This is a genomic window from Bacillus sp. M6-12, assembly GCF_002860285.1.
In the GTDB taxonomy this organism is placed as follows: Bacteria; Bacillota; Bacilli; order Bacillales; family DSM-1321; genus Peribacillus.
In genome coordinates, this window is record NZ_PGVF01000011.1 from 23,351 (window position 1) to 38,125 (window position 14,775).

The window sequence follows — 14,775 nt, forward strand, 5'->3', positions numbered from 1 at the left end:
GTATAATGCTTATAATTGGCATAAATTGTTTGACTTGAGAAAACTGTAGCAATATCATCTACTTAATAGTAAGAATTGGATCAACTGTCTGGAGGAATCCAAATCCATGGAAGATAATGACAAGAATAAGCGCATACAATCAATCGAAGTGGGCTTTTCAATTTTGCGTATTTTCGCAGAGAAAAAAATGCCCCTGACCCTAAGTGAAATATCACAAGCAACCAATCTGCATAAGAGTCAAATTTATCGCTACCTAAATTCTTTTATTCAATTAGGCGTGCTTTTGCGTGACGATAGTGAAAATCCTAAATGGTATTTGGGAACCGAGTTAATATCTTTGGGCAGTGCTGCCTTTGATTCATTAGACGTTGCAAAGCAGGCTGAACCTCATCTGGCGGAAATAAGAAATGAGTTAAATGAAACTGTTGCACTAAGCATTTGGCGAGACCGGGGGCCTTTTTTCCTTCGCTATGAAAAATCTAATAAAATTATCAATGTTGGCATTGATACAGGTTCATATATTCCAATCTTCACAGCTACCGGAAAGGTTTTCCGTGCCTTTTTACCCGAAGAAATGACCAACAGGCTTTACGAACTGGAGGTTGTGTCGCCCGGTAAGATAAGCGTAGCTGAATATGACCAGAACATTGAGCGGATTCGCAGCATTGGGCTTTCAACAACAGAAAGCAGCTTGGTATCCGGTACAGCAGCCATTAGCAGCCCGATTTTTTTCCCTGATATGAAATTGGCAGGAGCCCTAACTGTAGTGGGCTTGTATGGTCAGCATGACATTTCTCCTGACTCCAGGTCCGCTAAACTGCTGCAGGAAAAATGTAATATAATCTCGAAACAGCTAGGGTTTAAAGGAAAAATAGAATTTGATAATTTGAATAAGACACTAGCCTGAGGGTTATTTCTTCACTATGTTTTGATTTATAGCCAGTTGACAAAGGCGGCTCTTAAATAAGAGTTATAGCAAGTATATGCTACTAAAGGAGCCCGCATTTGCGGGCTCCTTTATCAGGCTGTTGAAAAAGTATTTTTAACAGTCTTTTTCGCGTTCATTTTGTTTGAAACTGGGTAAATGGGATAGTAAGCAGGCGGTTAAAATGATGGGAATCCAGAAAAAAAACAGTGGAGACCAAGTCATGATTTCCATAGAAGAGTTTGTTCCACAAGATCATTTCTTGCGACATGTAGAAAGCACCATAGATTTTTCATTTATTGAAGAGAAATTAAAGCCCTCTTATTATGAGGATAATGGTCGGCCTTCCATACATCCCATTTCCTTATTTAAAATGATGTTTATTGGCTACTTTTATGGCATTCGTTCAGAACAGCAGTTAGACATGAATCTCGCCTACCGCTGGTTTCTTGGCATATCTCTTTCCGGTTCAGTACCTCATCACTCCACAATGAGCTTAAGCCGTCGCACCCGTTTCCTTCATACTAGTATTTTTGAGGACATTTTTGATGAAATTGTTCGGCAGGCACAAAATCATAATATAGTGGGTGGCCGAATCCTCATGACTGATTCCACACATATCAAAGCGAGTGCCAATAAGAATAAATTTGTCCGGAAGTTAAAAGTGGCGAGACCCAAGGCGAAAGCATACCTGTATCAATTGGAGAAGGAAGTCAATGAGGATAGATCGCCCATGGAAAAAAGAGTTGAAACCACGAAAGGTATATCGGGGAAGGACATAAGGAACATGCCAGACAAAACAAGCGAAAACCTAAAGGAAAAACCCTTTACAAGATGCGTGGGCATACAATTGAACGGAGTTTCGCTGATGTGCCAAGGAGCTCCATGCTTTTAATTTGTTCAGGATGTGAAATGGTCTATCAGACCGATGAAAAATAACAAAAGAAATTGAGGATCAGCTATTTTTAATAGATTCAAAGAAAATCGGTAAAGCTATTCCCTATGAAGAATTAATGTTGCTGCCTAAATTGCTAAAAAGAAATTATTTCGACTTTTCTTCCTAGTAATCTCAATAAATAATTTTATTTATTCACAAAAAGTTCAATATAATTCATGTTCTCCTCCTGTTCCTTTTATAAAATATAAACAGGCAATGTAAAGGGATGAAGGGGTGAGCAGGTTGTATTTTGCACTGGTCATTATGATGGTTGCCGCGATGTTTGTATTATTTTTATGCGGTTATTTTGTTGGAGTTATCAAAGAAAAATATGGGAGAAACTGGCTTTTTGCCGTACCGCTGACAATTGCAATACTTATGTTCAATATCATTTGGGCTTTAATGGAAATGTCAAAAGACGGACGCTGGCAATAATATTGCACGCCTAAGGCAAGAGGAAGGACAGCTAAGATGGTAGGATTGCAGCCTAACCGTTACAGCCCTCGACCTGTGGCCAGCCATTTTTCCTAAAGACGCACCATTACTAAGTACTGCTTTATTTCTCGGTATAGGATTCTGCCGGAGTGAACACCGCAGGTGCATCCTTCAATTATTTCCAGCAGACAAAAGCTGCTGGCGGGCTTTAGCCGAAGTTCTGTATATATTTTAAAAAGGGGTATCCTTTAAAAAGAGGGATGCCCCTTTTCCAGTGCTTCCATAATCGCTTTGTTTCCAGGTAGACGAATTGTATATCTTCCGTTATATTAATAACCAAAACATTGCACACTTATTACTATATACGGAGGGAACTGGTTTTTGGAAGCAGTCGCTGTTAAGGTCTGCCTCCGATGCCGGATCGTATAAAGAAAGAACAGGAGGCCTTGAAAGTGAAATCGTTCTATCACTTTTTAATGAGATACCGACAGCCAGGTGATAAAGCTGAAATCGCCAGGTTTGCGAATGAAGCGTATACTGATCATGCTTTTCCAAAGCAATCGACTGATTATCATGAAATCAGCAGCTATTTAGAGATGAACGGACACTATATCAACAATATGTCTACCTTTGATCAGGCGTGGGACCTCTACCTGCAGCATGAACAAGCCTGATTTATGATAAGCAAAAATCATAGGAGGAATATTAAAGCGCCGGGATAGCTTTATTATCCAGGCGTTTTTCGTATTCCTATAGGTTCATTTTTATCGTCTGCTGGTTTTTGTTAAAGATCACTGTTGATTTTTAGTACTATGCTGATTGGAGCGGAATGGGCGATACTCCGTGAAAATGCTGCGCATTTCCTTCGTGCGTTTTTTTCAATGAATGTGTACCCGGGAGAAGCGGGTAAAGGGAGACCCGGCAGACGTAAACGTGAAAGGGGGCTCCCGGACCGCGACTTGAGCGGAAATCAGCAGTCACGTTTTAAAAGAGCTAATCAATAAAAAAACATTTATATACTCAAAGGCTATCCAAAAGACATTCAACAGCACAAGGGCTGGAAGTTGGAATGGCGAGCATCGTTCATTCTGCATATACTATCATACTTACACTTCATGAACAGTGCCCGAGGGGATGTTAAAATGGGGAAAAAGAAAAAGCCAAAATTTAAAAAAGATGACACAGTCGTTATCACAATGTATGGAACGGTAGGCAAGATTACCGATGTGAAATTCATTAACGAATCGTATGTATATGAAGTTAATTTCAGTGATGGTTTATATATGGAAAACACCCTTCAGCATATTTCGGAGTTCGAGGGTGAGGTTAAGGAGCATGTTGACATTGAATATAAATTTTTCTTTGGTGATTTGGTTAAGGTAGATGGATATGGCAGTGATTACTTTAAAGTTGTCGGTTTCCGAACGGAAATTTGGCGATATAAGGAAAATGCCTGGGAAGATGTCATTTATGAACTTTCGAGAATTACTGATGGTGAATGGCTGGAAGCACATGAAGAAGAAATGACGCTGATTGCAGATGCCGAGAGGGCAGATAGCATTATTCAAAAATTAGGTCTGCTGCATCCCATTAACCAAAAGCCAGTAACAAAAGAGATAAACAAGTTTCCTGTGGTGAAGCTGAAAAAAGAGGCAGAACGGATGGATCATAAAGAGGAAAAAAAGCAGTTAATTGATGGATTGCTTGATTTGTATAATGACTATTCGATTCTTTACAAATGGTTCGGAGACGAAGAGTATAAACATGTCATGAACCTAGTGGTTATGAAAATTAAAAAGATTGCTGATGGGCTTTATCCGAATAAAAAAAATGCCGGCATTTAAAGGCTGCGGCCAAAGAGTGTTCATTATTACCAGCCACCTTTAAAAAAGGCTGGGGGACAATGAATCTCTCTTGTTGAAATATCTTCCATTAAAGGAATAAACTTATCCAGGTTCTCATACACCTAGACAAAGGGGGCGATGATATGCGGGAAATTGAGGTTTTTATTGATACAGAAGAAATAGCTGAATTTTTCTTTCAAGAACTTGTTCAACGGGGGTATGTCCCATCAAGAGATGAGCTGGAAGAACTTGCTGATATTACTTTTGAATACTTGATTGAAAAGTGCATCATCGACGAGGATATGGATGAATGACCCGCAGGCAAGCTCCAAAGAGATTTTTTTAGCCTGAAATTCTCGTCTTATGTTTGAGAGATAGATTCCTTTATCAATACGCCAGTTTATTAAGAGAGTTCTTCAAATAAACGACGGTACAGCCGTCGTTTTATTATGGCAGTTTAATAGTGAAACCTTTTAAATCCTTATCCGTATATAGAATAGAATCAGTATTTTGTAATTTCTGGAGGAGAAAGATTTATGTCATTATTTAATAAGATGCTTGCAAGTGTGGGCATAGGAAACGCGAAGGTTGACACACGTCTGGAAAAAGATCGTTTTTATCCAGGTGATTATGTGAAGGGGGTAGTGGAAGTACAGGGTGGAAGCATCGAGCAGAAAATTGAGGAAATTCATCTTAAACTTGCCACTACATATATCCGTGAGCACGATGATAAAAAATTTACTCAGACAGCCGTTTTTGATAGCTTTCGCCTTAGTTCATCCTTTATAGTAGCTCCGAATGAGAAAAAAGAAATTCCTTTTCAATTCCGTCTGCCTCTTGATACACCATTATCCTATGGGAAAACAAAGATTTGGATATCGACAGGATTGGATATTAAGAATGCCATAGATCCTACGGATGAGGACTTTATCCACATCCAGCCGGATGCACTGCTTCATTCCGTACTGCTATCCCTGACAGAGCTTGGCTTTAAGCTGAAAAATGCCGATTGTGAGGAAGCTCCTGTTCGCTTGCGCAGACGATACCCATTTGTTCAGGAGTTTGAATTTGTACCGGTAAGCGGACCGTATCGCGGAAGACTTGATGAACTGGAGCTTGTTTTTTTCCGTGATTCAGAGAATGAAGTTCAAGTGTTAATGGAAGTGGACCGAAAAGCAAAAGGGCTGGCAGGCTTGTTTGCAGAAGCACTGGAAATGGATGAAACAAAGATAAGGGCTGTTTTTAGTACATCAGATATTTCCAGCATGAAGAGCAAGGTTGATTCCATTATAAGAGCTCATGCTTAAAAAATGTAAATTAACTTTTAGAGGGCTACGCAGCTGCGGGCCCTCTTTCTTATTCGTGAATTTTTTTGGGGGTTTTGCTTAGGCCTTCTATGTTAAGCACGCCCAGAGCAAAAGTACTTTAAAAAAGTCGCCAGCCTTAAGTTCGTATACAATAATGGCTAATCAATCTTTGTGGCCGAACTGAAGTTACCGCGCCCCCCAGGTGAGTTCAGCCTTCTTACATTTAATTTCTTTAATCTTTCTTCTTTGAACGGTGGTATTAGTAGTTTTTCATCCGGCAGGCGGGTATGATATAGTATGATAGGTATACTGTTAAGGAGGAAAAGAAGATGAGTGTACATATTGGTGCAAAGGAAAATGAAATAGCGGAAACGGTATTATTGCCTGGAGATCCGCTCCGAGCTAAATATATTGCTGAAACCTTTTTAGAGAATGCAAAGCTTTATAATGAGGTCCGAAATATGTTTGGATATACGGGAACATATAAAGGAAAGCAAATTTCGGTTCAGGGAACCGGCATGGGAGTTCCATCCATTTCTATTTATATTCATGAATTGATGCAAAGCTATAATGTCCAAAACCTAATTCGCGTAGGAACATGCGGGGCAATTCAAAAGGATGTAAGAGTGAGGGATGTTATTTTGGCTATGAGCGCGTCGACTGATTCTCAGTTCAACCGCCTTACATTCGGCGGAGTGGATTATGCTCCTACTGCTGATTTCGATTTGCTGAAGAAGGCATATGATGCAGGAACTGCCAAAGGGCTTCAGCTTAAAGTAGGCAACGTTTTTACGGCAGATTCTTTTTATAACGAAAATAGTGAATTGGAAAAATGGGCGAGATATCAAATTCTTGCGGTCGAAATGGAAACCGCGGCCCTTTATACCCTTGCTGCTAAATTTGACCGGAAAGCCCTTTCTGTTTTGACGGTAAGCGATCATATTCTTACAGGTGAAGAAACGACCGCAGACGAAAGACAGACAACTTTCAATGAAATGATTGAAGTTGCACTTGACGCTTCCATTCAATAATGAGCAGATTACAAGGAGAGAAATCATCATGAAAAAAAAGGCGATTAGCTTCGTCTTGTCAATGTCGGTAGTATTGGCAGGCTGTCAGCCGTTCCATTTGAAACTGCACAACGAAGAAGGTCCTCCTGCAGAGGCAGAGGAAAGTGATAAGCGTTCAAGTGCAGCAGAGGATGGGGAAGCCATGGACGACCGTGAAAATACTTCAGTGAAAGATGAAAACCGCCCTGCTTCGGTGAATATGGAATTTTCTTTGCCCTCCGACAAGTTTAATGCTGTTGTTGAGGCAGACGGAAAAAGGCTAATTCAAAACCCGGATAACATCATGGCTCTCGTAAATAAAGAATTTACTTTACCGGAGGGGTACATTCCCGAAGATCTAGTCCGTCCGTCCATTCCCTTTTCGTTCGACAGCCAGCAGGAAGAAAAAGCCTTGATGCGGAAAGAGGCAGCAGATGCGCTTGAAGAACTGTTCCTTGAAGCTGGACAAGCTGGCATTGAAATTTTTGCCGTCTCGGGCTATCGTTCTTATGAACGCCAGAATTCTGTTTTCCGGGCAGAGATCGAGAAGAAGGGCCAGGAAATGGCTGTAGAAGCGGTCGCAACTCCAGGACAAAGTGAACACCAGACTGGCCTTGCAATGGATATTTCAAGCCAGAGCAACAAGCTGCAGTTAACCCAGGAATTCGAGATGACTACTGAGGGAAAATGGTTAAAGGAAAATGCCCACAAATACGGCTTTATCCTTCGCTACCCAAAAGGAAAGGAATCGATAACTGGTTATAAATTTGAGCCATGGCATTTTCGGTATGTCGGTATTGAATCGGCTGGCGTCATTTACGAAAGGGATTTGACTCTGGAAGAGTACTTTAAAATTGTACAGAAATTATAAAAAAAGGTGCTCTTTAATATAAAGCAGCACTAGGTAAAGAAAGTGGTGTAATGCCTGTGGAGGAAGGAACAAACCAAGAAGAAAAGAAGGACAGCTCCAAATTTATCCACATAAAGAGGTACCAGTTATTATTGTTAATCTTATTACTGGTTATCGTTACTGCCGGTATTACAGCAATCGCCCTGACATTCAAGGGGGAATCTGAGGAGTCAATTGTTCAGCGTACAAACAGTGATAAGCCTGAATTCGATAAGCTGTTTTCAACTTACGAAACGCTGACCGAGCAGTATTACAAAGAAGTCGATAAAGATAAACTGATTAACGGAGCAATAAACGGTATGCTGGATTCTCTTGAAGATCCTTACTCCGATTATATGAATGAAGAAGAAGCAAAAAGTTTTCATGAAAATATATCTTCTTCTTTTGAAGGTATTGGAGCTGAAATCCAAGAGCAGGAAGGGAAAATTGTCATTGTTTCTCCGATTAAGGGGTCTCCTGCAGAGAAAGCCGGCTTACAGCCTAAAGACATTATCCTTAGCGTCAACGGCAAAAGCCTTCAGGGTATGAGTTCAACAGAAGCAGTACTTCTTATACGGGGCAAAAAGGGATCAAAGGTGGAGCTCGAAATCCTGCGGGGAGATTCTGCTGAACCTATTAAAGTCCAGCTTACCCGGGATACTATTCCGCTTGAAACGGTCTATGCTGAAATGCTCAAGGACGGGATCGCAAAAGTACAGATCACAAGCTTTTCTGAAAACACTGCACGTGAACTGAGAACCGCTCTAAATGACATGGCAAGCAAAGAGATGAAGGGATTAATCCTGGATGTTAGGGGTAACCCGGGAGGCTTGCTCGATCAAGCTGAACAAATTGCAAGCATGTTCGTTCCACGGGGCGAAGTAATTTTCCAGGTTGAGGACAGGAACGGAGAGAAGGCTGTTTTTAAATCCAAGGGTAATGGGGAATTGGATGTCCCGGTTGTAGTGCTTGTGGATAAAGGCAGTGCAAGTGCTTCTGAAATTCTTGCGGCGGCCGTAAAGGAATCTGCCGGAATCAAACTGATTGGGGAAAAGACATTTGGTAAAGGCACTGTCCAATCAGCCAAGGATTTTAATGATAAATCAAATTTTAAATTCACCACCGCAAAATGGCTGACACCTGATGGGAACTGGATTCATAAAAAGGGGATCAAGCCTGATGTGGAAGTGGCTCTTCCGCAGTATGCACAGCTCGCCTTCATTTCCCCTGATAAGGAACTGAAGGAGTCAGATTCTTCAGCTGAGGTGAAAACCGCGGAGGAAATGCTGGAGGTGCTTGGCTTTTCACCCGGAAAGGTTGATGGGTTCTTCGACTCAGAAACAAAAAAAGCCGTTCAAGCATTTCAAACAAGTAAAAAACTTGAAACTACAGGTGTAGTAAAAGGGAAAACAACACTTCAGCTGATGGAAGGTTTAAGAGATAAAATTCTTAATAATGACACGCAGCTGAAGAAAGCACAAGAATTGCTCGGTAAGGAAATCGCGAAATAAAAGCAGAAATTCTTAAAATCAGTGTAACTATCCTGAACCCTGCCAGTTAAAAAGCTGGCAGGGTTTTTGCTGTTATTTGAAGTAATTTCCAACTATTCCGTATATATCCTGGTTTTTTGGGAAGTTTAAATCCTAATTGTTTGTAACATCGGAAATAAAACGTAACTTTATCATTGAGTCAGAACTGGGGGGGTTGGATGAGGAAAATCACCTTTCTTATTCTATGCTTTATGTTTTTAGCTGCATGTACTAATAAGCCGGACAAAATAGACAATTCCGGAGCTGAGGCATCATCTAAACCAAAGAGCAGCCAGGATATTAAAAAGAAAGAGATTGATAAAAAATCCCAGGAAACATTTCTTTTAATCGGTATTGACACAAGGGGAGAGGTTCAATCCCGTGCAGATACCATCGTAATTGCCCAATATGACTATAAAGAGAACAATTTGAAACTCGCTTCCATCATGAGGGATTGCTTTGTAGAAATACCTAGTTACCCCAAAAGACATAATAAAATAAATGCTGCGTACTACTATGGCGGCACAGAATTGCTGAAAAAAACAATCTTAGAAAACTTTAAACTGGAAATAGACCATGCAGCATCAATTGATTTTCAAGGATTTAAGCGGATGGTAGATTTATTGGCACCCGACGGGATAGAAGTCCAGGTTGATGAAGAAATGATAGATGATATGGCTATGGAAGTATCAGCAGGTTTAATTAGGCTTCACGGTGAAGAGGTATTAAAGTATGTCAGATACAGGCATGATAAAGCTAGTGATTTTGGCAGAGTCCAGCGGCAGCAGGAAGTCCTCCTGCAATTAAAGAATGAAATTGCAGGCAGGCTTGCAACCGTCGAAGGAATTACTGCTCTTCCTGAGATAATCACAGAAGGAAGAAACTTGATAGAAACAGATATAAAGGTAAACACAATCCTTGACATAGGCAGCCAGCTCATAATAAATAAGAGAGGCTCCGTACAGACCTTGCGAATCCCGATTAATGGTACCTTTCAGGATAAACTGGATCCGCATGCAGGAGCTGTCCTTGAAATTCAAATGACAGAAAACCAGCAGGCACTCTCAAAATTTTTTTCAAACAGCAGCGGGCAATAGAGGACCTATCGAAGTAAAGTTAGGACTGTTAATTGTTAAAGCAAGGGTATTTAATAAAACATTCCTTGTTTCTTAAAAATTTACACCTTCTCTCTCGCACGGAAACCCGCTATAACTTTATTCATTTATGGCGGGTTTTTACTGGTTTTCTTAAGGGGAAATTCATTTGCAAAGACATTTCGTTTTTATTTAATGTATAGTGATAATGCATTTTGTTATTAATCTCTATTTCGCCTGCATAACAAAAGCCGCATTTTTGAATTACTTTATTGGAACCGGCATTTTCTATTTGTGCTAGTGCATTCAGTGTTTCAATGTTTGTTTCCTTGAATAAATAATCTATTAACGCCTTGGCTGCCTTAGTGACATAACCGCGGCCTTCATAGTCTTTTGAGATGGCATAAAATATTTCTGTATTTGGTTTGGGTAATTCATCTTTTGGTCCTGCACAGCACCAGCCGATAAATTTACCTGACTCTTTTAAAACAATTCCCAGCCGAAAATAACCTTCTGGAACTTTACCCTCTGAAATTGTTTTAAAGAAAGCTTTATTGCCTGGTATTTCCCAATCTCTTACCCATATTAGCCTCTGTTCTCTGGTGGTCCTCCATTCGGGTAAGTAACGATATATTTCTTCTTCTAATGCAAGGTTATAAATAGAATCTGCATCTTCAAGTATGTATTCACGCAGTATAAATTCACCGCAGTCAATCGTAAATATGTTACTCATGGTTCAATCCTCCATAATCATTTTTAGATATACTTAATTGTAACAAATAATCCGCTCTGATTCTGGGAAATTTTAGTTATTTTGAGAGATGTTAAGGGAGAGTTTGCAGAAGTAAGAAAAAATAATTTCTGGTTAAATAAGAGAATCATAGTGAAAAAAAACAATAGAAAAGTGAAGGGGATTTAGAAACCATAAGCGTTACGATTAGCTCAAGAAATTTAAAAAACCATACCTGGATGACCTGCATTTTATTACAACTAATAATAGTCCTGAGCGGATAAAAGGATGGGAAATGAAGATATCCTTTAACAAAGAAGAATTAGTTGATTTCAAAATAAAATACATCAAAAGAAGCAGGAAGAAAAAATACCAGCGTTTAAAAAACGTTCGTGCATTTTTTAAAATGCACGATTTGCTCTTCCAAAATCGTCTGGATAAATAGTCCAACAAATTGGGAGGCCCATTGCTTATCCATACAATCTCATAATTCCTCATGTCTTCAGCGTGTTTTTGTTTTGATAAGGTCTTCCGGTAGTAAGGCATCGAAGGTATTAAGTCGAATTTTATAGTCTGAATCACGGAATAATTTCAAAAACAGTACCTTGGTTAATATCTGACACATTCATAGAACCATAAACCCCTAAATATAGTCTGGTTTGACTCATATTCGTTCCCAAACTAACATAATAAGCTGATTGAGATCCAAAATTATAATCGGTTTCAATAATACTAAAATCATTTAGTTTACAATCTGTTCTTACCTTGGTATAAGCAAGAACCCCTCTAACCGGAGGTTGAGATTCTTCATTCCGGGCAAAATCGGTAAACACAACGCTTCCTGTTAAAGCGGGAATTCCATTCCCCAAATAGACTTGCACTCCTGTAAGTGCAGTCCCTCCAAACTTATCGGGTCGGGGTTCTTTATGAAAATAACTAGTAAGAGGCTGAAGACGCCGCACTGAAGTTTTTACTGCTTCATTGTAATAAGCAATTGTTTTCTCATCCAAAGCTGGATTTGCAGAGCAGCCCCTTATAATCGAAGTAGGAAAAGCACCTTCCCACCCTCGCCAGCCAAAGTTAATAAATCCTTCTTGGTCAGGTTCAGATTTAATTAAAGAAGCTTGAATAAGCTGAGTAACCGGTATTGGTTTATAATGAACGAATGAAAAAAGTGACTCTGCCAGATCCTGTCCGACATTTCCCACATATTTGATATACTGATTATAAAACCTTTGAAATGAAATGCCAGGAATATTGCGTACTCCTTTGGCAATTACTGTAAGTGTTTCCTGAATAGGTGGGGGAAGTTCATTAAAACGTGTGACTACGGGTGGATTATTGATAAATGTATTCTTACCTACATCAATTTCTATAATTTTACCGGAGATTTCCATATCATCCTGGCTTAAATTGAATGGATCATAGCCTGATCCGCCATCTCCGGTTGTTAAAACAAGTTTTTCTGTTTCAGGTGAAAAGTTTAAGCTATTGACACCATTATGATTAAAAAATGGTCTTCTTAAGTTAAGTAATGTCCGCCGTTTTTGGGGTTGACCATTCGATTGTAAAATCCATTCTTCCACTGTATCAATATGATCATATTGAGTTTCTCTATTTATCCACCTTAGGTTTAACGTTCTCGGATCACACGGGTTAGGCTTAAAAAATTCAGGAAGAGCTTGCCTTGCAGCCTCTGAATTAGTAAGAGCCCCTGGACCTTGTGTTCCAGCTACTGAATAATGCAGATAAAACAGACCGTTATAATAAAATTCGGGATGAAACGCCAGCCCCAGCAATCCCCTTTCATCATATCCACCACCAGAAACACCTAGATTTATGATTAGCGGGCGAATATCTAAAAAAGTCCGTATAACTCCATCTCTTATGTAAAAAATCTCTCCTACCTGGGTTGCAATAAATAATGTTTCATTTGAGTCACCCGGAAGTATAGCTGTTTTTAAAACAGTCGGTAAATTCATCTTACTTACAATGGGACGTAACCTAACCTTAACTTTTATCAACAAACTTTACACTCCTTCTTACTATTTTTTATAAGAATATGATAAGAACTGTTTTATTAAAACCAAAATAGGGCCGAAGAATCTAACAAGGAATTGTCCATATTTCGCGCCAGCTTCGGAGGAATCGGGGCGGTCATAAAAAGTACTATGATTTCATAAATCAGATAGTTAAGTTGGATATAGATAAACATACAGTGATTTTTACATAAAACAGTGAATAGCATAAGGTTAGTTTACTATTTGTTGGAGGCGGGACTGATGAAGAGGGTAAAAAGTAAAGCCGTACTGTATTGGCGGAATCCTTTCTTTGGAATCAAACACGATCTTATGGAATTGTCACCTACCACAAAACTAATACTTACCGCGGTATTAAGCTCGTTTGCAGCCATATTCCAGTCAGCAGGGGGATATATGCCCGGCATCGGGTTTTTTGTAAGTGCCATGACGACTTTACCATTATTTTTAGCTGCGATTGTATCCGTCAGGCACGGATTCCTTTCATATTTTGTTACGATTCTCCTTTTATTGTTTATCCAGCCTAGTGAACTAATTATTTTTTCCTTCACAACGGGTATTCTAGGATTGGTACTTGGATTTTCCATCAATAAGTTGATAACAAGAACTTTGGTTGTTTTCTTGGCGGGAGCTACCTTATTTATGGGAATTATAGCGATCATTTTTATTTTCCGCTTTCCTCTGTTAGGTTCAGGTGTTGGTACGTCTTTTCATTTTCGTCTTTTATTGCTCGTAGCGATATTCAGTATTCTATATGCATGGATGGCAGCAGAAGCTTGTTCATTTGCTCTGAAAAGGTTGGCTCGTACCCCGCCGGATAAAGTAATCATACCGGTATCTGACCAGCAGGAATTGAAACATCTTGAGGATGAATCAGTTAAGAAGGAAAATGCCGAAGCAGGGAAATAGAGCCGAAACGGATCTGCTTGGGCTCTATTCCTGTGATACGATAAGTTAAATGGCTGGTTTATAAAGAATCGAATTAGGGGTTGTTCGAGCATGCAATGATAAGAAATAGAAGTAATACTCCCGCTTTTTGAATCAATTCGATTTACCCCCAAAAAATGTATAAAATACCTAATGGCTTCTAGTTCGATTTGTCGTTGACAGATCATCTTTATTACATATCCATGAAAATATTGTTTTTTTATTTATTCAGCGTGAAAAAATCAACTATATAATCAAGTCCGCCATTCTATAACAGGTGAATAAAAACCAGATGTACTGCCATCTGGTTTCTATTAATATCAGTCATTCTGCAAATCAAGCAAGGATAGAATCTTCTGTTTCTTTTTTTCAATCATATCAGTTACAAACTCGATATACCCTGCGTTTGGCAGGCTGTTGGCTTCCTCATAGAGCTCCTTCAGCTGATTCAGGTGTTCTTTCAATGACAGCTCATGATAATCAGACCCCCCGGATTCCGCTTTCCTTAGGATGATTTCAACCAGCTTATCATTGCTGGCTTCAATTGTTTTTGTTCCCTGCCTGACATAAATGGCGCCATATGTGAGTTCTCCGCGGGTGATTGTGGATGTATACGGTACATATTTCGGGTCATATTCAATGATCATCACCTGGAATCGCTTGCCCTGAAGGAGGGCATGGGTCCGCTTAGGAAAAATAAAATCCTCTGTATGGTATTTGAGATACTTAGGCAATAGATTTTCGAGCTTGTTATCCACGTCCGCTTTATCAAGAAACTCCCTTTCGGAAAGCCCGTCAATGCTAATTTTTCCATCGTCTGTCTGGTTCACACCGACAATTATGCATCCGCCGCCGGAATTGGCAATGGCAAGGATATGCTTCGCCATTTTCGTAAAATCGATCCACTTCCATTTGAAATCAAGAAAATCTGTCTCTCCAGTATTATGGAGAAGTAATTCCTTAAGCTGGTCATGGCCGGGCTGGATAAGGAAATCCTTCAATGCATGCGGACGTATGTTTGAATAAAACATCTAAATGACCCTTTCCTATTCAAGATTTTCCTTTTTTTA

Annotated in this window: 15 protein-coding genes and 2 pseudogenes; 14 read left to right on the plus strand and 3 right to left on the minus strand. The window is 39.6% G+C overall.

The features are described from left to right. Positions 1-106 precede the first annotated feature (106 nt). From CVD28_RS13440 to CVD28_RS13495, 13 genes and pseudogenes are all read left to right on the plus strand, one after another. Entirely contained in the window at positions 107-907 is an 801-nt protein-coding gene (locus CVD28_RS13440) for an IclR family transcriptional regulator (RefSeq protein ID WP_101592886.1), read from the plus strand. A gap of 202 nt (positions 908-1,109) precedes the next feature. Continuing rightward, positions 1,110-1,686, plus strand: a pseudogene (locus CVD28_RS13445) (transposase); the annotation flags it as partial. Positions 1,687-1,816: 130 nt separating this feature from the next. Beyond that, a pseudogene (locus CVD28_RS13450) lies at positions 1,817-1,989 on the plus strand (YokU family protein); the annotation flags it as partial. Between the two features lie 107 nt (positions 1,990-2,096). After that, positions 2,097-2,297: a hypothetical protein gene (locus CVD28_RS13455; RefSeq protein ID WP_257985864.1), complete on the plus strand. Its 201-nt coding sequence runs from the start codon at positions 2,097-2,099 to the stop codon at positions 2,295-2,297. 452 nt (positions 2,298-2,749) lie between these two features. After that, complete coding sequence (locus CVD28_RS13460) at positions 2,750-2,971, plus strand: YozE family protein (protein ID WP_257985865.1); 222 nt, start codon at positions 2,750-2,752, stop codon at positions 2,969-2,971. A gap of 123 nt (positions 2,972-3,094) precedes the next feature. Beyond that, on the plus strand, positions 3,095-3,301 hold the full coding sequence (locus CVD28_RS27540) for a hypothetical protein (protein ID WP_142384777.1): 207 nt from the start codon (positions 3,095-3,097) through the stop codon (positions 3,299-3,301). 138 nt (positions 3,302-3,439) lie between these two features. After that, on the plus strand, positions 3,440-4,141 hold the full coding sequence (locus tag CVD28_RS13465; protein ID WP_101592890.1) for a hypothetical protein: 702 nt from the start codon (positions 3,440-3,442) through the stop codon (positions 4,139-4,141). Positions 4,142-4,284: 143 nt separating this feature from the next. After that, positions 4,285-4,455 carry a YozD family protein gene (locus CVD28_RS13470; RefSeq protein WP_101592891.1) on the plus strand — a complete coding sequence of 57 codons (171 nt, stop codon included), beginning with the start codon at positions 4,285-4,287 and terminating at the stop codon, positions 4,453-4,455. A 222-nt stretch (positions 4,456-4,677) separates the two neighbouring features. Further along, entirely contained in the window at positions 4,678-5,448 is a 771-nt protein-coding gene (locus tag CVD28_RS13475) for a sporulation protein (RefSeq protein ID WP_101592892.1), read from the plus strand. A 329-nt stretch (positions 5,449-5,777) separates the two neighbouring features. Continuing rightward, a complete protein-coding gene (deoD, locus tag CVD28_RS13480; RefSeq protein ID WP_101592893.1) occupies positions 5,778-6,479 on the plus strand; it encodes a purine-nucleoside phosphorylase in 702 nt (233 codons plus the stop codon). A 28-nt stretch (positions 6,480-6,507) separates the two neighbouring features. After that, positions 6,508-7,368, plus strand: a complete 861-nt coding sequence (locus tag CVD28_RS13485; protein ID WP_101592894.1) for a M15 family metallopeptidase — start codon at positions 6,508-6,510, stop codon at positions 7,366-7,368. Positions 7,369-7,424: 56 nt separating this feature from the next. Next, complete coding sequence (locus CVD28_RS13490; protein ID WP_374702530.1) at positions 7,425-8,897, plus strand: S41 family peptidase; 1,473 nt, start codon at positions 7,425-7,427, stop codon at positions 8,895-8,897. Between the two features lie 197 nt (positions 8,898-9,094). Then, the gene (locus tag CVD28_RS13495; protein ID WP_101592896.1) at positions 9,095-10,012 is read left to right on the plus strand and encodes an LCP family protein; all 918 of its coding nucleotides are present in this window, start codon (positions 9,095-9,097) and stop codon (positions 10,010-10,012) included. A 121-nt stretch (positions 10,013-10,133) separates the two neighbouring features. Here the strand turns inward: CVD28_RS13495 and CVD28_RS13500 are convergent, their stop codons facing one another. Together CVD28_RS13500 and CVD28_RS13505 are read right to left on the minus strand one after the other, a co-directional pair. Continuing rightward, positions 10,134-10,742 carry a GNAT family N-acetyltransferase gene (locus tag CVD28_RS13500; protein WP_101592897.1) on the minus strand — a complete coding sequence of 203 codons (609 nt, stop codon included), beginning with the start codon at positions 10,740-10,742 and terminating at the stop codon, positions 10,134-10,136. Between the two features lie 575 nt (positions 10,743-11,317). Beyond that, positions 11,318-12,763 (minus strand): PQQ-dependent sugar dehydrogenase, encoded by a 1,446-nt coding sequence (locus tag CVD28_RS13505; RefSeq protein ID WP_101593031.1) that lies wholly within the window; start codon positions 12,761-12,763, stop codon positions 11,318-11,320. A gap of 258 nt (positions 12,764-13,021) precedes the next feature. On the opposite strand from CVD28_RS13505, the gene CVD28_RS13510 reads away from it, so the two are divergent. Then, positions 13,022-13,687, plus strand: a complete 666-nt coding sequence (locus CVD28_RS13510) for a hypothetical protein (protein ID WP_101592898.1) — start codon at positions 13,022-13,024, stop codon at positions 13,685-13,687. A gap of 338 nt (positions 13,688-14,025) precedes the next feature. On the opposite strand, the gene CVD28_RS13515 is transcribed toward CVD28_RS13510, so the two are convergent. After that, positions 14,026-14,736 carry an AlbA family DNA-binding domain-containing protein gene (locus tag CVD28_RS13515; protein WP_101592899.1) on the minus strand — a complete coding sequence of 237 codons (711 nt, stop codon included), beginning with the start codon at positions 14,734-14,736 and terminating at the stop codon, positions 14,026-14,028. Positions 14,737-14,775: the final 39 nt, after the last annotated feature.

What these genes read in the sequence shown, in the direction of transcription:
- CVD28_RS13485 (WP_101592894.1), top strand. Translation starts at nt 6,508, where the DNA reads ATGAAAAAAAAGGCGATTAGCTTCGTCTTGTCAATGTCGGTAGTATTG.
- deoD (WP_101592893.1), top strand. Translation starts at nt 5,778, where the DNA reads ATGAGTGTACATATTGGTGCAAAGGAAAATGAAATAGCGGAAACGGTA.
- CVD28_RS13440 (WP_101592886.1), top strand. Translation starts at nt 107, where the DNA reads ATGGAAGATAATGACAAGAATAAGCGCATACAATCAATCGAAGTGGGC.
- CVD28_RS13495 (WP_101592896.1), top strand. Translation starts at nt 9,095, where the DNA reads ATGAGGAAAATCACCTTTCTTATTCTATGCTTTATGTTTTTAGCTGCA.
- CVD28_RS13475 (WP_101592892.1), top strand. Translation starts at nt 4,678, where the DNA reads ATGTCATTATTTAATAAGATGCTTGCAAGTGTGGGCATAGGAAACGCG.
- CVD28_RS13500 (WP_101592897.1), bottom strand. Translation starts at nt 10,742, where the DNA reads ATGAGTAACATATTTACGATTGACTGCGGTGAATTTATACTGCGTGAA.
- CVD28_RS13465 (WP_101592890.1), top strand. Translation starts at nt 3,440, where the DNA reads ATGGGGAAAAAGAAAAAGCCAAAATTTAAAAAAGATGACACAGTCGTT.
- CVD28_RS13515 (WP_101592899.1), bottom strand. Translation starts at nt 14,736, where the DNA reads ATGTTTTATTCAAACATACGTCCGCATGCATTGAAGGATTTCCTTATC.
- CVD28_RS13510 (WP_101592898.1), top strand. Translation starts at nt 13,022, where the DNA reads ATGAAGAGGGTAAAAAGTAAAGCCGTACTGTATTGGCGGAATCCTTTC.
- CVD28_RS13470 (WP_101592891.1), top strand. Translation starts at nt 4,285, where the DNA reads ATGCGGGAAATTGAGGTTTTTATTGATACAGAAGAAATAGCTGAATTT.